The organism is Dietzia sp. KRD202, from assembly GCF_017168155.1.
In the GTDB taxonomy this organism is placed as follows: domain Bacteria; phylum Actinomycetota; class Actinomycetes; order Mycobacteriales; family Mycobacteriaceae; genus Dietzia; species Dietzia kunjamensis.
This window is the reverse complement of record NZ_JABFAN010000013.1, coordinates 1-18002: the sequence shown is the minus strand read 5'-3', so window position 1 is coordinate 18002 and position 18002 is coordinate 1. Positions and strand designations below refer to the sequence as shown.

17 protein-coding genes and 1 tRNA gene are annotated in these 18002 nt (G+C 68.8%); 15 read left to right on the top strand and 3 right to left on the bottom strand.

Going from position 1 to position 18002, the window contains the following annotated elements:
• Window positions 1-57: 57 nt before the first annotated feature.
• The 4 genes from J1M64_RS09425 to J1M64_RS09410 all read left to right on the top strand — a co-directional run bounded on the left by J1M64_RS09425 (window position 58) and on the right by J1M64_RS09410 (window position 4208).
• Window positions 58-1290: a glycosyltransferase gene (locus tag J1M64_RS09425; RefSeq protein WP_206474008.1), complete on the top strand. Its 1233-nt coding sequence runs from the start codon at window positions 58-60 to the stop codon at window positions 1288-1290.
• Window positions 1287-2429 (top strand): glycosyltransferase, encoded by a 1143-nt coding sequence (locus tag J1M64_RS09420; RefSeq protein ID WP_206474007.1) that lies wholly within the window; start codon window positions 1287-1289, stop codon window positions 2427-2429. Before J1M64_RS09425 ends, J1M64_RS09420 begins: the two co-directional genes overlap by 4 nt.
• Window positions 2426-3271 carry a galactosyltransferase-related protein gene (locus tag J1M64_RS09415; RefSeq protein WP_307872411.1) on the top strand — a complete coding sequence of 282 codons (846 nt, stop codon included), beginning with the start codon at window positions 2426-2428 and terminating at the stop codon, window positions 3269-3271. The genes J1M64_RS09420 and J1M64_RS09415 overlap by 4 nt, the downstream gene beginning before the upstream one ends.
• Before the next feature lie 70 nt (window positions 3272-3341).
• Window positions 3342-4208 carry an alpha/beta fold hydrolase gene (locus J1M64_RS09410; RefSeq protein WP_206474006.1) on the top strand — a complete coding sequence of 289 codons (867 nt, stop codon included), beginning with the start codon at window positions 3342-3344 and terminating at the stop codon, window positions 4206-4208.
• 241 nt (window positions 4209-4449) lie between these two features.
• Here the strand turns inward: J1M64_RS09410 and J1M64_RS09405 are convergent, their stop codons facing one another.
• Window positions 4450-5745, bottom strand: coding sequence for an amidohydrolase (locus J1M64_RS09405; RefSeq protein WP_206474005.1), 1296 nt, complete (start codon window positions 5743-5745; stop codon window positions 4450-4452).
• 132 nt (window positions 5746-5877) lie between these two features.
• Here J1M64_RS09405 and J1M64_RS09400 point away from each other — a divergent pair, with 132 nt between their 5' ends.
• Window positions 5878-6255 carry a PH domain-containing protein gene (locus tag J1M64_RS09400; protein ID WP_096906852.1) on the top strand — a complete coding sequence of 126 codons (378 nt, stop codon included), beginning with the start codon at window positions 5878-5880 and terminating at the stop codon, window positions 6253-6255.
• A 40-nt stretch (window positions 6256-6295) separates the two neighbouring features.
• Window positions 6296-7483, top strand: coding sequence for a PD-(D/E)XK nuclease family protein (locus J1M64_RS09395; protein ID WP_206474004.1), 1188 nt, complete (start codon window positions 6296-6298; stop codon window positions 7481-7483).
• Between the two features lie 90 nt (window positions 7484-7573).
• Here the strand turns inward: J1M64_RS09395 and J1M64_RS09390 are convergent, their stop codons facing one another.
• Window positions 7574-8665, bottom strand: a complete 1092-nt coding sequence (locus J1M64_RS09390) for a Ku protein (RefSeq protein ID WP_206474003.1) — start codon at window positions 8663-8665, stop codon at window positions 7574-7576.
• A gap of 72 nt (window positions 8666-8737) precedes the next feature.
• Between J1M64_RS09390 and J1M64_RS09385 the strand changes: the two genes are divergently transcribed.
• The 3 genes from J1M64_RS09385 to J1M64_RS09375 all read left to right on the top strand — a co-directional run bounded on the left by J1M64_RS09385 (window position 8738) and on the right by J1M64_RS09375 (window position 11317).
• Complete coding sequence (locus J1M64_RS09385; protein WP_241261373.1) at window positions 8738-9505, top strand: sulfite exporter TauE/SafE family protein; 768 nt, start codon at window positions 8738-8740, stop codon at window positions 9503-9505.
• Window positions 9506-9577: 72 nt separating this feature from the next.
• Window positions 9578-10135, top strand: a complete 558-nt coding sequence (locus J1M64_RS09380) for a hypothetical protein (RefSeq protein ID WP_241261372.1) — start codon at window positions 9578-9580, stop codon at window positions 10133-10135.
• 216 nt (window positions 10136-10351) lie between these two features.
• Entirely contained in the window at window positions 10352-11317 is a 966-nt protein-coding gene (locus tag J1M64_RS09375; protein ID WP_206474001.1) for an NADP-dependent oxidoreductase, read from the top strand.
• Between the two features lie 93 nt (window positions 11318-11410).
• Here J1M64_RS09375 and J1M64_RS09370 read toward each other — a convergent pair.
• Window positions 11411-11480 (bottom strand) — tRNA-Lys (locus J1M64_RS09370).
• A 76-nt stretch (window positions 11481-11556) separates the two neighbouring features.
• On the opposite strand from J1M64_RS09370, the gene J1M64_RS09365 reads away from it, so the two are divergent.
• The 6 genes from J1M64_RS09365 to J1M64_RS09340 form a co-directional block, all read left to right on the top strand.
• Window positions 11557-12270 (top strand): RelA/SpoT domain-containing protein, encoded by a 714-nt coding sequence (locus J1M64_RS09365; RefSeq protein ID WP_206474000.1) that lies wholly within the window; start codon window positions 11557-11559, stop codon window positions 12268-12270.
• A gap of 10 nt (window positions 12271-12280) precedes the next feature.
• Complete coding sequence (locus J1M64_RS09360) at window positions 12281-12544, top strand: hypothetical protein (RefSeq protein ID WP_069389813.1); 264 nt, start codon at window positions 12281-12283, stop codon at window positions 12542-12544.
• A gap of 114 nt (window positions 12545-12658) precedes the next feature.
• On the top strand, window positions 12659-15301 hold the full coding sequence (locus J1M64_RS09355; protein ID WP_206473999.1) for an ATP-dependent DNA ligase: 2643 nt from the start codon (window positions 12659-12661) through the stop codon (window positions 15299-15301).
• A 519-nt stretch (window positions 15302-15820) separates the two neighbouring features.
• On the top strand, window positions 15821-16480 hold the full coding sequence (locus J1M64_RS09350) for a SipW-dependent-type signal peptide-containing protein (RefSeq protein WP_206473998.1): 660 nt from the start codon (window positions 15821-15823) through the stop codon (window positions 16478-16480).
• Between the two features lie 103 nt (window positions 16481-16583).
• Window positions 16584-17186: a signal peptidase I gene (locus J1M64_RS09345; RefSeq protein ID WP_206473997.1), complete on the top strand. Its 603-nt coding sequence runs from the start codon at window positions 16584-16586 to the stop codon at window positions 17184-17186.
• Window positions 17179-18002 (top strand): hypothetical protein (locus tag J1M64_RS09340; RefSeq protein ID WP_206473996.1); only part of this gene is annotated, 824 nt, incomplete at its 3' end. The genes J1M64_RS09345 and J1M64_RS09340, both read left to right, overlap by 8 nt.

Sequence of the window (18002 nt, the reverse complement as noted above, 5' to 3'; positions counted from 1 at the left end):
ATCAGAGGTTCCGACATCCTCCGCACCCGCCGGGGGCGACGAGACGAGAGGGGGCCCGTGGACGCCCGCAACGAGGATCTACTCGACATCGCGGTGATCGGCCCGTCGCGGTTCCCTATCCGGGAGCCGTACGCCGGTGGGCTCGAGGTCGTGGTGGCCAAGGAGGTGCGGGCCCTGCGTGCACGGGGACACCGCGTCACGCTCTACGCCGCCGCCGGCAGTGAGGGTCACGACCGGCGCCACGAGTTCACCACCCTGGCCGCCGCCACCGGACGCGGCGACAGCTACTACCCGCCCGGCGGGTACGAGGCCGACGCCGCGGAGTTCGAGCGACTCATGGACCACGTGGCGGTGTCCGGGTTCGACGTGGTGCTCAACCACAGCCTGTCGCACGTCCCGCTCGTCCGCGCGGCCGAGATGGCCACGCCCATGATCACGACCCTGCACTGCCCGCAGCTGGCGCCCATGCAGGAGGCGTTCGACCGGCTGGGGTCGGCGACCGGCAGGGTGCTCGCCGTGAGTCACTCCGTCCTGGGGTCCTGGCGGGTGCCCCACGGTGCCGAGGTGCTGCCCAACGGGGTCGACCTGCAGATCTGGCGCCCCCGGGCAGGCGCCGGCGGGCGGACTGCCGCCCGTTCCGCCTTCCGGCCCGCCGCCGCCGGTACCGCCGGTACCGCCGGTACCGCCGCTACCGCCGCTGCGGCCCGACCGGTCGCCGGGCGCACCTCCCGGGTCGGCCTCCGGCCCACCGACCGTCCCCGCGCCGTGTGGACCGGCCGGATCGTTCCGGAGAAGGGCCCGCACCTGGCGGTCGAGGCGGCCCGGCGCACCGGGCTCCGGCTCGACCTGGCCGGCCGGGTCGGCGACGACCGGTACATGGAGAGGGTGCTCGCGCCCCGGTTGCGCGACGCCGGCGACAGCGTGCGCTACCACGGTCCGCTCGGTCGGGACGCGCTCGTCCCGCTCGTCGCCTCGGCCGCGGTCGCACTGGTGACCCCGTGCTGGGAGGAACCGTTCGGGCTCACCGCCGTCGAGGCGCTGGCCTGCGGTACCCCGGTCGTGGCCCTGGCGCGTGGCGGCATCCGGGAGATCCTCAGCGGCCAACCCGGCGTGGTGCTGGTCGAACCGGGCCGTGACCCCGCGTCCGCCCTCGCGGCCGGCATCCCCGCCGCGTTGACGCTGGACCGCGCCGCGACCGCCCGCGCGGCCGCCGCCGCGTTCTCCCACGACGCCCGCATCGACCTGCTCGAGGCCCGCCTGCGCGGGCTGCTGGTGGGCGCCGCGTCGTGATCGGGATCTACGCCCACCACCAGGGCAACGGTCACGTGCAGCGGGCGCTCTCGGTCGCCGCCGACCTGGACGACGAGGTCACCGTCCTCACCTCCGCGCGCATCCGCGACGACGCCAATCCCGACCCCGGGCGGATCCGGGTCCTCCCGCTTCCACTGGATTACGACGAGGCCGGGCCGGTGGCGGACCCGACCGCCGGAGGCAGGCTGCACTGGGTGCCGCTGGGGCAGACCGGGCTCCGTCAGCGCATGGCGATGATCGCCGGGTGGATCAACCGGACCGCGCCGGACGTGTTCTGGAGCGACATCTCCGTCGAGGTGACCCTGGCCGCGCGGTTGACCGGGACGCCCGTGGTCACCACCGTGCTGCCGGGCCGCCGCGACGACGCCCCGCACGTCCTCGCGCACGGGGTGTGTTCGGCCCTGGTCGCCGGGTGGCCGCGCGTCGCCGGTGCGCCGGCCCCCGCAGGGGCGGACCGCCCGCTGGTGCCCGTCGGCGGGGTCTCGCGCTTCGCCGACCGCGCTCCCGACCCGGGCGCCCGGGGCGGTGGCCGACCGAGGGTCCTGCATCTGCGGGGCTCCGGTGGCGCCGGCCACGACGCCCGCTGGGACGCCGTTCCCGGGCTACTCGGCGACGTCGAGTGGATCTCGCTCGGCGGGCCGGGCGGACGCTGGGTGGCCGACCCGTGGGACGAGTTGTGCCGGGCCGACGTGGTGATCACCGCCGCCGGGCAGAGTTCGATCGCCGACCTCGCCGCCGCCGACGCCCACGTCGTCGTGACTCCCGAGGAGCGCCCCTTCGGCGAGCAGGACGCCACCGCCGACACCCTCCGGACGCTGGGGCTGGCGGAGGTCGTGGGCCGCGACGACCCGGTCGAGCAGCTGGTCGACTCGATCCGGCGCACGCTCGAGCGCGCCCGCTCGACCCCGGGTGCCGGGTCGGGCCTGCGGGAGGCGTGGGAGGTCGACGGTGCGGCCGCACGCCTGGCCGGCGTGCTCACCGCCGTCGCCGCGGGTCACGAGCCGGAGGGCCAGGGGGCCGGTCACGGGGCCCGTCACGCGGCGGGCCAGGGGGCCCGTCACGCGGCAGGCCACGGTGCGGGCCAGGGGGCCCGTCACGCGGCGGAGGCCACGCTGTGACCGCCGCAGCGTCGATCGCGGTGGTGACCGTCTGCACGCCCGGTCGCGCCGAGCACCTCCGCTCACAACGTCGGGCGATGGCCCAGCACCTGCCCGGCGCCCGGCACGTCGTGGTCCTGCCCGAGCGGCCGGGCAGTGCCGACCTCGCCGAGGAACTCGCCGCTGACGGCGTCGAGGTCGTGGAGCTGGAGGCCGGCCCCGACCTGCCCGTCGCCCGGAGCCGCAATCTCGGCGGCGACAGAGCGGCCGAGCTGGGCGCGAAGCTGATCGTCTTCCTCGATGTCGACTGCATGCCGGGCCCCGACCTGGGGTGGTACTACTCCGAACTGCCCGACGGCGCCGTGGGCCTGGGCCCGGTCACCTACCTGCCCGAGTCCGCCGGTGCCCCCGACCCCGCCGAGTTGCCGGCCTTCACCGACCCGCACCCGGCACGCCCGTTCCCGGCCCGGGGCACCCGCGCGCTGGAGCCGGACGAGTTCGGGATGTTCTGGTCCCTGTCGTTCGCTCTGCGCCCGGCGCTGTGGGCGCGCCTACGCGCGGACTTCGGCGGGTTCGACGAGGCCTTCACCGGTTACGGCGCAGAGGACACCGACTTCGGGCGCAGGGTGCTGTACCGCCGCGTGCCGGTGCTGCTCGTGGCCGGCGCCCATGCCTACCACCGGTGGCACCCGGTCGCCGATCCGCCGGTCGACCACCTCGCCGACCTGTTGCGCAACGGCGCCCACTACGCCGAGCGCTGGGGTGACTGGCCGGCCCCGGGCTGGTTCGAGAAGTTCGAGCAGATGGGACTGGTGCGTCGCCGCGGCGACGGCTGGGAGGCCGCTGGCGCCGTCGAGCGCTGAGTCGCACCCCTCCCCACAGCACCACGCGCGCCGAGAAGAGGATCTCGCGCGTATCGCCCGAGAAGCGGGTGTGCGAATTCCTCTGCTCGACGGGCGGTCGGGCGGTCGGCGGCGGGGCCCGGTCGGGGTCTCCCTGCCCACCCTGGTGATGTCCAACTCGTTCACCACCTCGGTTGAGCTGTACCGTCCGCAGTTCGCCGACGACACGCTCAGTTCGCGGATGAACCTGCTGGCGATCGAACCGTACGGGCACGGCGCCACCCGCTCGCGGTACCGGCACTTCACCTACTGGGACAGCGCGATCGCCAATCTGCAGGTGCTCGACGCGTTGGGCATTGATACCGCATTCGCCCTGGGAACCTCGCAGGGCGGGTGGATCGTCACCCGGATGGCGCTGCTCGACCCCGACGCGATCCGAGGCATCGTGGTGGTCGGGACCTCGATGGACTATGAGAGCCAGGCCAGCATGGAACGCGGCTGCTGGGACGGCTCCGACTTCTGCAGCCCGGCGATCGACGCGCTCGCGGCCCCCGTCGGCGATGACTGGGTGGTCGACGACGACTTCGTCCTGGGCGTCCTCGCCGCCGGCCTCGGCGAGAACGTCTCCGACGCGGAGAAGCAGTTCTGGCTCGACACCTACCGCACCAACTATCGCGGCGACGACGGCCGGCACCGCCTGCGCACAGCCTCCATCAACCTCCGCGACCGCGACGGCCTCGAGGCCCGGCTCGACGGCGTCACCTGCCCGGTGCTGTGGCTCCAGGGCACCGCCGATCAGGTGTACTCGGTGGCCAACGCCGAGGACGGCATCACGCGCTTCACCACCTCCCCCTCCGCCGAACTGCAGATCGTCGACGACGGCCAGCACTTCCTCACGGCCTCGGATCCCGACACCGCCAACACCGCGACCCTGGCATTCGTGGAGAAGTGGAGCTGACGTCACCGCGCAGTGAGCGACTCCCCGACCGCCTGGACGTACGCGTACTCGTCCCCGAACAGCAGCTGATCGGCCTTCGCCCGCCGGAAGTAGTGATGCAGCGGATGCTCCTCAGCGCTCACGCCTTGACCGCGATCGCTAAAGGCACAGCGATGCCGTTGTCGGCCCACTTCAGCCGGTTCCGCCACCGTGGTGACCGCGGGGCGTGGGGCGAAAGCGACTTTGTCGTCGTCGTCGCTCGCTAATCAACCCGGCCCTCGGCGCCCAGGTAGGCCAGCGCCGCCACCACCTGGGCGCGCGTCGCGGTAAGCAGCGTCGGCTCCTCCAATGGCGCGAAGTGCGGCGAATGGTTGGCCGGGATCTCCTGACTCACCGCGCCGCGCGAGACCGCATCCCGGTAGCGGGCGGGATCGACCGAGCCGACGGTCCAATACGTGTACGGCACCCCGAACGCGTCCGGGATCAGCGAAAAGTCCTCCGACGCCGTGACCCGGCTGGCCTCGTACACCGCCTGCGGCCCGAAGTGGTCGACGAACGCCTCGGTGACCGTGTCCGTGACCGCCGGATCATTGCTGGTGAGCGGGTACTGATCGTAGTAGTGGAACTCCGGGTCGGCCGGGGCTCCGGCACCCGCGCATTCGGCGCGGACGATCCGCTCGATCGCCGCGATGACCTGCTCGCGCACCGTTAGATCGTAGGTGCGGATGTTGAGCAGCAATTCCGCCGAGGCCGAGATGATGTTGGCCTTGGCACCCGCCATGAGCGAGCCGACCGTGAGCACCGCGAACGTCCCCGGTTCCACCTCACGCGAGACGACGGTCTGCAAGCGCAGGACAATCGACGATGCCAGGACAACCGGGTCAACCGCCGTGTGCGGCATCGAGCCGTGAGCGCCCCGTCCGTGGATGGTGATCTTGAGCGAGTCGCCAGCCGAGAGCACCGGGCCCGTCACCGTACCGATCGTGCCGGCCGCCGCAGGCATGACGTGCTGACTCAGCGCCACGTCCGGCCGCGGGACCCGCTCGAGCAGGCCGCCATCGATCATCGCCCGGGCGCCGTCGGCCGTCTCCTCCCCCGGCTGGAACACCGCGATGTAGGTGCCCGACCAAGCGTCTCGGTGCTCGGCCAGGATGCGGGTGGCTCCCAGAAGTGCCGCCGCGTGCGCATCGTGGCCGCACGCGTGCATTACGCCTGGCGTCTGGGAGGCGTACTCCAGGCCCGTTTCCTCCTGGATCGGCAGTGCGTCGATGTCGGCGCGTGCGAGGACGGTGGGGCCTTCGGCAGGAGGGGCGTCGGCGGCGGCGGGTCTCGTGCCGGCGGGGCCCGGGTTGCTGATGACCGCGACGACGCCCGTCCCACCGATGCGCTGGGACTCCAGGCCCAGCGCGGTGAGCTCCTGCTCGATCCGGTCCGCCGTCGCGTGCTCGGCCATGCTGAGCTCCGGGTGGCGGTGGAAGTGGCGGTAGAGGTCGCGAAGCCACGGAAGGTGGGTCGAGACGGCGGACTCGAGGGTGGCGGGACTTGCGATGGTTGGCATGACTTCCACCTTCCTCCACTTCTCTCGGTCGAGTCCTCCGAAATGCGTCTCGAGCGCCCCTGTTCGGTGACTACTATCGCGAGCAGATCCAATGACTGTGCACGACGCTAACTTGAATAGATCGGACCTATCTTGACTTCTGCTGTCGCCAATATCGCCGCCTGGACTTTCGTGGCAGAATGCCCGATTCCAGAAGATATCGGGCCTCTGCTCGTTCAGGGTGAGCAGCCGATCGCCGCGTACAAGACATTCCGCGACTCGGCGATCTTCACCACCAAGCGCCTCATCGTGCGGGACGCGCAGGGACTGACAGGCAAGAAGGTCGAGATCTACTCCCTGCCGTACAACGCGATCAACATGTGGTCGTCCGAGAACGCGGGGAGGATGCTCGACTTCAACTCCGAGCTCGAACTGTGGACACGGGCCGGCCACATCAAGATCAACCTGAACCGGGGAGTCGACATCCGAAAGCTCGACCACCTCATCGCGCATGTCGTCCTGAACGGGTGACGGCTATCGCTCTCGCTCGCGGGGCCAAGTCAGGCAGCCAGTGAATCGCAAGATCAAAGGCAACAGGGCGGACGTGGACGACGAATGGGAAACAGCGTTCAGACGGATGGCCGAGCTGACCCACCAGCAAAAGAATGACCGGACGTGGCGCTCAGGTCATCGGACCCTGATGCGCGAACTCGGGCTACATCATCGCGAGGTCTACATGTGCCGTGGATTGGCGTGGCTGTTGACGCCAGACGGTTGGCATGGGCTGGGCTCCGAGTATCTCTCTGCTTTTCTCGAGTTGCTCGCCGTGTCAGTCGAGGGCGCGGAGCATGCCTCCGTCACCACAGAGGAAACTCGCGGTAATACCCGCGCGGACATTGTTGTGCGGACTGCAGCGGCGACGGTGTTGATCGAAGCGAAAATCTCGGCCCCGGAGGGCGCAAGACAAGCAGACCGACTTGCCGAGGGGTGGAGCGCCCAGGGCCCATCGTTGGTCTTCTTGACCTCGGACGGAGGCGTCCCGGTCACAGCCGTGGATAGTGTCGACCAGTGGGCAACGCTGCGGTGGGAGGACCTGGGGGCAATTGGCCGGGTTCTCATGGATCGCATCGGTCCGGAGACCATCGCCCCGGGGGCTCGAGACCTTATCGAAACGCTCGAGATGAGCGGAGGAGGGCCAGAGACAGTGGACGACTCCAAGTTGGAGTTCTACTTGAATCATCGGGAGCAGATTCTGGAATGGTCTGACTTGCATGGTCAGGCGGTTCACCAGCTATCCGCGTCATTGCGCAAGTATCTTGAGCCAGTTCAAGTGCGTCCTTCCGAGCGATTCAGTGTCTGGGAGTCATTGGAGAGCAGCATCCCCCTTATGCAGTTGAAGGTGCCGGGTCCTGACGGGTCTATCGGAGGGTTCCTAGAACTCCAGTGGCGCCCGAGCGACCTGCTTCGCCCGGGGCTGAAGTTCGAATGGCCACAGTTGATCATCTGCAGTCATCCTGACGCCGGAGCCAAGTGCCGACACGAGGTGCAGCTGGCCACTCAGGCAACGGCTACTTCTCGAGGCATGGCGCTCGAACTCAACCGGTGGTGGATCTGGCGAGCTTCTTTGGCACCCGAAAAATCGATAACTGACCTCGACGAGTACGCCCGGGACTGCGTCAGGCATCTGTTAGAGCTTTGGGAAACCGTCGGACCTGCCATTGCGGAGGCTCACACGAGGCTGGCAACTACTCCTCGCTAACGGCCCCAGCACGGGCTTCGGTCTGCTTCCCACGAGGCGTCGAGGTCCATCGACACGAAGGCCGCACTGAGGCGGTCGCTGCGCGCCGACTCAGGCGGACTTCTTGGCCGGCGTCTTGCGGGCAGCCGACTTCTTGGCGGGCGTCTTCTTGGCGGTGGACTTCGCAGTTGTCGACTTTGAGCCGCTACTGTTCGAGCCAGAGCTCTTCGACGAGCTCGAGCCGGTCTTCCTGGCAGTAGACTTCTTTGCCGCTGCCTTCTTGGCAGGAGCCTTCTTCGCCGCGGTCTTCTTGGCCGGGGTCTTCTTCGCCGAGCTCTTGGTGCTTTTCGTGGCCGACGACTTCGTCCCGGAGCCGGAGTCCTCGTCGTCGTCTTCGTCGTCGCTGGCGTCGGCGTCGCCGCCGCGGTCCTTCACACTCGCCCGCAGGGCGGCCAGCAGGTCGGCGACCTCGTCGTCACCGTCGTCGTCGGACGCTTCCTCACGCTCCTCGACGGTAAACGCCTCTCCCCCGGCCGCCTTAGCCTCGATGAGCTCCTTGAGCTGAATCTGGTAGTCGTCCTCGTACTTCTCCGGCTCGAAATCCGCCGCCATTGTCTCGATCAGCGAGGCCGCCATCTTGACCTCCTGCGGCCGGACCTTCGCCTCCTTGTCCAGGCCCTCCAGGATCGCCGGGCGGATCTCATCCGGCCACAGCAACGTCTGCAGCATGAGGATGTCCTTGTACACACGCAGCGCGCACAAGCGGGTGCGGTTGCGCAGCGTGAACGTGCAGATCGCCAGCCGGTCGGTGGACTCGAGCGCCTCGCGCATCAGCACGTACGCCCGGTTCGAGCGCGACGCCGGCTCCAGGAAGTAGGCACTGTCGAAGGCGACCGGATCGACCTGGTCGGCCGGGACGAACTCGGTGACCTCGATCTCGTGGGACTGCTCCACCGGCAGGCTCGCCAGGTCCTCCTTGGTGAGGATGACCATCTCGCCGTCCTCGGACTCGTACGCCTTGGCGATGTCGGAGAACTCGACCTCCTCGCCGTTGTCGTCGCGCACCTTCTTGTAGCGGATGCGCACGCCGTCCTTCTTGTCGACCTGCCGCGCGTGCAGATCATGGTCCTCCGTCGCCGAATACACCTTGACCGGCACGTTCACCAGACCAAAGGAGACCTCGCCCTTCCAGATGGATCGCATGGGATGAGTATGCGATATCGGGGCGTGTGGCGCCGCCGGTCGCAGGCAGGCGCACCTGGAATGCTGTGGTCCATGCCCGCCGACGTCGGTCCCCTCCTCCTGTTTGTCGCAGCGGCGTCCGTCATCCTGGGCACGGTCCTGCAGCGGGTCAGCGGGATGGGTGTCGGGCTCGTGGTCTCGCCGACGTTGGCGCTGCTCCTCGGGCCCGTCGCCGGGGTGCTGCTGACCAACATCACGACCACCGTCTCCGCGGCTCTCATCGCGATCACGCTATGGCGAGACATCGACTGGCGGCGGTACGTGAGCCTCGCGCCGCTGATCGTCGTGGGGTCCGTGCCCGGCGCCCTCCTCGTGGGCACTGCCGACCGCAGCTGGCTCGAGGTGGTGATCGGTGCTGCCCTGCTGGGCACCCTCGTCTTCACCGCTCTCGTGCGCATCCCGCAGGTGGGCGGTCGGTGGCCGGCTGCCGTGGCTGGCACGGCCGGAGGATTCCTCAACACCGCGGTGGGCGTGGCCGCGCCCGCGATGCTGGTCTACGCGCAGGCGACCGGATGGAACCAGCGGTCCTTCGCCGCCACCCTGCAGCCGATCTTCTTCACCATGGGCGCGACCTCCGTCATCACCAAGGTCGGCCTCGGCGCCGCGCCGATCTCCGGACTGCCGCCGATCGGCGTGATCGGGCTCGTCGTGGCGATGGTTCCGATCGGCATTCTCCTGGGCGGCGTGGTAGCCAAGCGAGTGTCCGCGACGGTGGGGCGACGGGTCGCCGTCGTCGTCGTCACCCTCGGGGCTCTCACCCTCCTCGGGCGAGGGATCGGGGGATTGGCCGGGGTCCTCTGAACGGTGGGCCGACCTCGCCGTGACGGCCGACGCGCCGCGGGCCTGTTCGCGCCGAGGAGACACAATGGGGCCATGGCATCCCCGGAACAGCGCGCACAGTTCGAACGATTCGCCCCGCTCCTGGTCCGAGAGGGCGTCGACGTACAGACCGCGACCGTCGCCGACCTCCAGGCCGGCATGGAACGCGCGCAGCAGCGCCACAAGGCCGCCGTCGAGCAGGTCCGGGCCGTTCTCTACGCCCACGAACGGGGCGACACCTCTGCCGCCGGCGAGCTCCTCGAAGCCCTGGAGTTGACCGCCGAGGCCTCTCCCCCGCCGATCCCCGACGCCCTGACCGTGGCCTCCCGCTTCGCGCAGCTCGCTCAGTCGGTGGCGCCGGAGCTGCCCGCCGCCGTCATCGCCACGGTCCGCGACAGCGCACGGCTTCCCGACGCCCCGGACGGCATGGCAGGCCTGTGCGATGCGGTCCTGCTCGACTGCGACGCAACCTCCGGCATGCGCACCGTGATCGGCGAACACGGGCTGGCGTCCGCCCTCTACGCGGCCGCGGCCATGACCAGCGCGGCGTTCACCCTGTGGTCGAAGCAATCGGGGCGGTCGATGGACGAGCTGATTAGTAGTCACGCCTGACCCGTCAGGCGGTTACGCGGGTCTCGGCGGCGGTGAGGCGACGGGTTGCCGTCGTCGTCGTCACCTTCGGGGCTCTCCCCCTCCTCGGGCGAGGGACGGGGGGCCCGGCCGGAATGTTCTAGTTGGGCACGTGGTTACTCGGCGGGGAAGCAGTCACTCGTACCACCAATCCAGCGGAGCCGTCCCGACTCACGGGTCCCGCGGGAAAGAGGAACAATGACCGTCTCAACCAGCACCGTCCGCGCCGTCGGAGTGACGACCTACGGGGGCCCCGACGCCCTGCAGGTCGTCGACGTCCCCGCACAGGAACTCGGGCCGACCGACGTTCGCGTGCGCGTCACGGCCGCAACCATCAACCCCACCGACACCTACACGCGCAACGGTTCCCGTTCGAAGACCGGAACCCCGCGTGGAGCTGCAGACGTCCCGGGCATGGACATCGCGGGAACCCTCGTCGAGATCGGCGAGAACGCGCAGACCTCCCTGTCGGTCGGCGACCGGGTCATGGGGATCGTGGTCCCCCGCGACGATCACGGTGCGTATCGCGAGGACATCGTCCTGCCCGCACAGTCGATCGCCGCCGCGCCCCGCGATGCCGACGACGTCGCCGCATCGACGCTCCCGATGAACGGCCTCACCGCCCGGCGCGCTCTCGACCTGCTGGGGTTGAAGCCCGGTGAGGTGCTCGCGGTCACCGGCGCGGCCGGGTCGACCGGTGGCTACGTGGTGCAGTTGGCCAAGCATGCCGGCCTGGCGGTGGTGGCCGATGCGTCCGAGGCGGACGAGGAGCTGGTCCGGTCGCTCGGTGCCGACCAGATCGTGCGGCGCGGCGACGGCGTCGCCGACCGCATCCTCGAGCTCTACCCCGACGGCGTCGACGGCCTCTTCGACGGAGCCGTGCAGGACGCCGCCGTGCTCCCCGCGGTCAAGACCGGCGGCGGAGTCGCGACGGTGCGGTGGTACCAGGGCGACGGCAGCCGTGACCTCAAGGTCCATGCCGTGAGCGTGGCCGATATGGCCGAAGAGCAGAGCAAGCTCGACGAGCTGCGGCAGTTGGCGGAAGACGGCGTCGTGACCCTGCGCGTTGCGGACAGCTACGCGCCCGAGGATGCGTGGCGCGCCCACGAGCGGCTCGAAGCCGGTGGGACTCGGGGGCGGTTGGTGATTGACTTCACGCGGTGATAGTGGGGGCGGGGGCGCCCCGGGAGGGGCGCGCCGGTGGCCCTGGCTGCCGCCCGCCCATAACGCCACCTACGGATCCACATGCGCGATGCCTGCCCAGTAGCCGCGATACCGACGGCCTGCGGATTAAAAGTCCGTACCTCTACCACCTCAGGTATAGGGCGGAGGACGGTAGCAGCCAACTATGTGCGGCACGTCAGGTTGGCCTGGCTGTCGGTCTTGCGTCTTAAGCTCGAGGTGTGGAGCTCCCCAGTAAGACGCGGATACGGAAAAGCGGCGAAGTTCTGCGCTCCGCCTTATTCGATTCTGGCTCCTCGTTCGACCTGGCTGAGCTGGACGAGGCATTCGAAGTGGTGAAGTGCTTCCGTCGCGCCCACCAAGAGCCGATGGCGAAGGTCCGCAACGGTCTGACGTCGATGGTCAACACTCTCGGTTTCGACCCGGTCATCACGCAGCGTCTCAAACGGTCCGAACGGATCATTCGCAAGCTTCACCGCTCCGTGGAGTCACCTCAGGGGCGAACCAGCTTGGACCGGCTTGAGGACATCGCTGGGGTACGGGTCATTCTTCCGGACCAGGCAGCGGTCCGTATGCTCGTTGAGCGCATCGGAGACCGTTGGGTGGTCCATCGCGACCGCGATTACGTCACAAAGCCGCAGCCAACCGGATACTGGGCTCGCCACATCATCGTGGTCCGCGATTCCAGGTTCGTCGAGATCCAACTTAGGACGCCCCTGCAACAGGAGTGGGCGAACGCCACCGAGACAGCGGACACCAGATTCGGTTTGACGCTCAAAGATGGCGTGGGGCCCATGTCGATGGTCACGTACTTCGCGCTCGCAGCCAAGCAGCTGCAGGCGCAAGAATTGGGGCATACAGTGGACCGAGCTACCCTTGAGGCCTTTCGCGAAGCCCGCGAGCTCGTGGTCCACGAGGGCTACTACAAGAAGTAGGGAGGTCAGGATGACACGGTCGCTGGTCCACTTCCTGCTCGTCTACAGCCTCGACGACAGAAAACTCATCCGGCAGGAAGCGTTCGAGGACACGGCACTCGCTGCCACCGCTTACGAGACGGCAGAGGCGAAGTACCGCAATAACACCGACGTCGTGAAGTTCGAGGTCGTCTTGGTTGGCGCCGACAGCATCGAGACGGTGAAGCGAACTCACGGGCACTACTTCCAGGACGCCGACGAGGCGATGTTCGCCGAACTGCTTGCAAGCCACTGACCTCACTCAGCTCCAAGCCTGCCTCGTCCGCAGCACACTCTTGAAGTGCCTCGCACGCCGGGGACCGAATCGCAGCCGGTCGCCGATGTCTGACCTAAGTGCCAGAGTGGACCCATGGCGAGCAAGGGCGGCAAGGAGTCGGTCGAGGTCGACGGGCGGACTATCCGGTTCACCCACCCCGACAAGGTGCTCTACGAGGCCACCGGCACCACCAAGGCCGATGTGCTGGAGTACTTCCTGGCCGTCGCCCCGCTGCTCATGACGTACGCGGGACGGCGGCCGGTGACGCGCAAGCGCTGGCCCGACGGCACCGACGACAAGTCCTTCTTCGAGAAGAACCTCCCCTCCCACGCGCCCGACTGGGTGCCGCGCGTCGCGATCGAGCACTCCTCGCGCACCGTCCGCTACCCGGTGCTGGACTCCCCCGCCGCGCTCGCGTGGTTCGCCCAGCAGGCCGCGCTCGAGCTGCACGTGCCGCAGTGGACCCTGGAGAACGACGAGCCGGGCCGGACACGACGGATCGTGATCGACCTCGATCCGGGCGAGGACGTGGATCTGGATACGACGGCGAAGGTGGCCCTCCGCGTCCGCGACCTTCTGTCCGAGGCGGGACTCGACTCCTTCCCTGTGACCTCCGGGTCCAAGGGGATCCACCTCTACGCCCGCCTGGAGAAGGCCGTCACCGCCGCCAGCGCCTCCAAGGTGGCCAAGCAGATCGCGCAGTCACTCGCCAAGCAAACCCCCGACCTGGTCACCGCCACCATGAAGCGCTCCATCCGCGAGGGCAAGGTGTTCGTCGACTGGAGCCAGAACAGCGGCGCAAAGACCACCGTCGCGCCGTACTCCCTGCGCGGGCGGGCCGAACCGTGGGTCGCCGCTCCCCGCTCGTGGGAGGAACTCGGCGACGGCGGACTCGCGCACCTGCACTGGGACGAGGTCCTGGGGCGCCTGGAGTCCGATGGCGACCTCCTCGATGGGCTCGAAGGCTCAGCCCAGAAGAAGGCCACCAAGAAGAAGTCGACCTCCTCCACCGGTTCGGCATCGCGGGCGAAGAAATCGGGTGGCAGCAAGAAGAGCTCGTCGTCGTCGTCCGATGACGAGGACCCCGAGCCCGCCGACACAGACTCCACCGACGACACTCACTCTACGGAGGTGGAGGGCTGCGACGCCGAGCCCGCCAGCGAGGACGCGGTGGTCACCAGCCTGGCCGAATACCGACGCAAGCGGGACCGTCGCAAGACACCGGAGCCGTTCGACGGCGAGGTCGAGACCGACCGCGACGACGTCGACGGCCCGATCTTCGTGATCCAGGAGCACCACGCCCGCCGACTGCACTTCGACCTGCGGCTCGAGCACCACGGGGTGCTGGCGTCGTGGGCCGTGCCCAAGAACCTGCCGACCGAGCCCAAGGACCGGCGGCTGGCCGTCAGCACCGAGGACCACCCGCTCGGCTACGAGACGTTCGAGGGCACCATCCCCAAGGGCGAATACGGCGCCGGCCACATGACCATCTGGGACCGCGGCTGGTACGAGTGCGAGAAATGGCGCGAAGACGAGATCATCGTGTGGCTGCACGGCGACAAGGTCTCCGGCCGCTACGTGCTCGTGCGCACCAGCGCGGAGAAGAACCAGTGGATCGTGCAGTACATGAAGGACCAGTCGCCGGACTCCTTCTACGGCGGGCGCGACAACCCGAAGTCGTCGTACCCCGAGGGCGACAAGCGGGCGCGCTCGGGCGGCTCGTCGTCCGGCGGCTCGTCGCGCGGCTCGGGCGGCGGGGCGTCCCGCGAGTCGGACAGCGCCGAGCGGCCTGACGCTCCCCCGCTGCCGATGATCCCCACCGCCGCCACGGTGACCAAGCTCCCCGACGACAAGTGGGCGTTCGAGGGCAAGTGGGACGGCTACAGGGTGACCATTGCGACCAGCGGAGCCGGCGGGCAGGCGCGCCTGGTCAGCCGCAACGGCAACTCGATGGACTGGCTGACCTACGGATTCCCCGGGCTGGCCGATGCGCTCGAGCGGCCCGCGGTGATCGACGCCGAACTGGTGATCCTGGGCTCCGACGGCGTCCCGGACTTCGCGTCACTGGCCAAGCAGGCCGCGGCGGAGGGGCAGGACTCGTCGCTGCCCGCCGTCGAGCTGTTCGTCTTTGACGTGCTGGAGGTCGACGGCGTGGATCTGCGAACGCAGGCGTGGGAGCGGCGCCGCGAGGTGCTGGATCTGCTGGCCCCGGCGCTGACCGGGGTGGATCGGGTGCACGTACCGGAGGTGCTCGACGGCCCCGGCGACCGCGCGCTGGCCGAGGCGGAGGAGTTCGGCTGGGAGGGCATCGTCGCCAAGCGTCGGGACTCCCGCTACGAGTCGGGCCGGCGGTCCAAGGCGTGGCTCAAGGAGAAGCTGCTCACCACCACCGAGGCCGTGGTGGGCGGCTGGCGGCCGGGCAAGGGCGGGCGCTCCGGCTCATTGGGCTCGCTGCTGCTCGGCCTACCCGCCGAGACGGGCCTCACCTACATCGGCCGTGTGGGCACCGGCTTCTCCGACAAGCAGTCCCGCGCGCTGCTCGAAGAACTCGAGCCGCTGACTCGCAAGACCAGCCCGTTCGTCGAGCAACTGCCCGCCGACGCCCGCCGCGACGCCATCTGGGTCCTGCCCAAGCTGGTCGTCGAGGTCCGCCACCAGGGCTTCACCGAGGACGGTCACATGCGCCAGTCCTCCTGGCGCGACATCCGGCGGGACAAGCTGCCGGGGGACCTATAGGAGAGCCGCGGCAGATCTGCGGAGCAGTCAGCGTCTGCAGCTGCGGGTCCGCTCCCGCCACGGCAAAGCCAGCCGGTTCGGCGCACCGAGCGAGTGAGTGGGTTGGCGGAGGCGGCCGGCCCTCGTCGTCGTCGTACCCCTCCCGGCGGGACCGGCAGCATGCGCGCCCACACCCACTGATCCCGGCCATCGGGCACTGGCCGGTTGATGAGAACTCCCCGTGACGGGCTCGATATAGCGCGGCGGACCACCTCGTGGTCGCCGAGCGTCTCTCTTCTGGACACACCGTCCAGGACGGTCGTCCAGACCGGTCTGTTCAGTATTCTGCCCACTTCAAACCTGAAGTAGACCTCATATGTCCTGGTACAGAGCGTTTGTCAGCCGATCGGGCGGATTGTGACGTTACAGACAAATGTCAACTTTCAGTTTGCTACTCGCAGGTAGGTAAGCGATAATAAATGAGATGCATCAACAAGGTGTGTTGATGCCAGGCCCTCCCTCTCAGAAAGGCTCCCCCCGATGAGCACCGCGCCCCAGACCCCCCAGCCCGCCGCCAAGAACCAGAACCGCCGCAAGAAGGTCCGCGCCGTCATGGCCTCCGGTCTCGTGCTGGGCGTCGGCGCCGCCGTGACCCTGGCCGCCTGGTCGGACACCGTGTGGGGCGAGGGCACCTTCGGTACCGAGAACACGTCCTTCAACATCGACGGCTCCTTCGACGGTGGATCCTCCTGGGCCGCCCACGTCGCCTCCGACGGCGAGGGCGCGGATGGCCCCGGCGCGATGACGTTCGCCCAGGGCGCCAACAAGCTCATCCCCAACGAGCCCGTCTACCAGCTGGTCGGACTCAAGGAGACCGAGGGCAACCTCGGAGCCGACATCGTGCTCAGCCGCACCAACTCCGACGTCTCCCCGCTCGCGGACTACGTGAGCGTCGGCGTCGCCGACGTCGGAACGAGCGCGACCGCCCCGACGTGCGACAGCTCCGTCACCTTCACCCAGACCGCCACCATCGGCGCGGCGCCCGGGGACATGCTGACCGGCGACATCGCCGCCGAGGGTTACCGCTGGGTGTGCTTCTCCGCCACCCTCGCCGATGGCGCCCCCCTCGAGGTCGGCGACGAGCTCTCCGACGCGATCCTCTGGGAGGTCACCGCCACCTCCAAGGACCCCGTCGCGTAATAACTCGTGACCGCGGTGGCGGGCGACGCTCCCGCCGCCGCACCCATCCCGCCTTCTCCCTCCCCTCCCCCCTTCGACTCCCAGCCCTCACCAGGAGAACGCCATGAGCACACCGACCGTGCAGACCCCCTCGGAAGGCCCGGCCTCAGCTGCCACCTCCCACCGGGCACCGCGCACACGGTCGGTGTGGTCGTACATCGGCGGCGGCATCGCCAATCTCCTGGCGGCGGGCGGAGTCGTGGCAGTGGGGCTCGTGATCGCCGCGGTCACGATGAACATCTCGCTGATCATGTTCAAGACCGGATCGATGAGCCCCACCATCCCCACCGGAGCCGTGGCGGTGGTCAAAGAGATCTCCGCCGACGAGATCCGCGTGGGCGACGTCATCACGGTCGACCGCGGAGAGGGCAAACTCCCGGTGACCCACCGGGTGGTGGAGGTGCACCCGCAGACGCCCGGCGAGGCGCTCGTGCAGATGAAGGGCGACGCCAACCCCAACATCGACCCCGGCATGTACCGAGTCGAGACGGTCCGCAAGGTGCTGTGGTCGGTGCCCGAGCTCGCGAACGTCATCGTCTGGTTCAGCAACCCCATGGTGCTTGGCGGCATCACCGGACTGGCCGCGCTCGGAGTGCTGTGGGCCTTCTGGCCCAAGGACGAGGACGAGGACGAGGACGAGGTCGACGGGGGGCCCGCTCATGCGTGAGTCAATCAAGCAGCCGCGCATTCTCCTTGCACTCGCCGGCGTCCTGGCGCTGCTCGCGACCCTGACTCTCGGGGCCGCCACCATGCGTCCGACCGAGGCGACGTGGCAGGACACGGTCAATGGTCAGTCGGTGTTCGGCGCGGACCCCGCCGGGATCAAGAGCTACGCGCGGGCCATCTCGGGCAACGGTGTGATCAAACGCCCCATCACCTCGGACGCCATCGGTCCGGCGCGCGCCGTCGCGAACCCGGCGACCCGGAGCGCCTCAGCTCGGTTGGCGTACGACGACAGCGGGATTTTTGACGCTTTGCCGCTGGAGATGGTTGGCAAGTCCTGCGCCAGTGTCGGCGCGCGTGATTCCGCAGAATGTGCGCCCGACGCCGCCCTGTCGGCAGGCGCTAGCCTCGCTTCATCTGAAGTAAGCCGCATACGACTATCCGGCTCCAGGCAGTACATCTCCTACGAAACATCGGAAACCCAAAAACCCATCACCGCTACTGCACAGTGCGAGCCCGGAAAAGACGGTGTGGCCAGTGTGACGGCGGGTGGCCCGATAGTACTTCGCGGGGACACTCCGCTTTATCTTCCGCCGCCTAACATGCAGACCACCGCTACCAGCCGAGTCACCTTACTTACCGGAGTAGCCGGCACTCTGCAGTACCACCGTTCGGCGGGGCCAGGGTGGGCGAAAGCCGAGGCGCGTCTCTACGTGACCAGCAACGTGTACTTCTCAGACTTCACCTTCCACGTAACGCTCGCTTCGGCAGAATGCGGTCTCGGCCGAGATCTCCCCGCTGACCCCCAGCGCCCCACCAC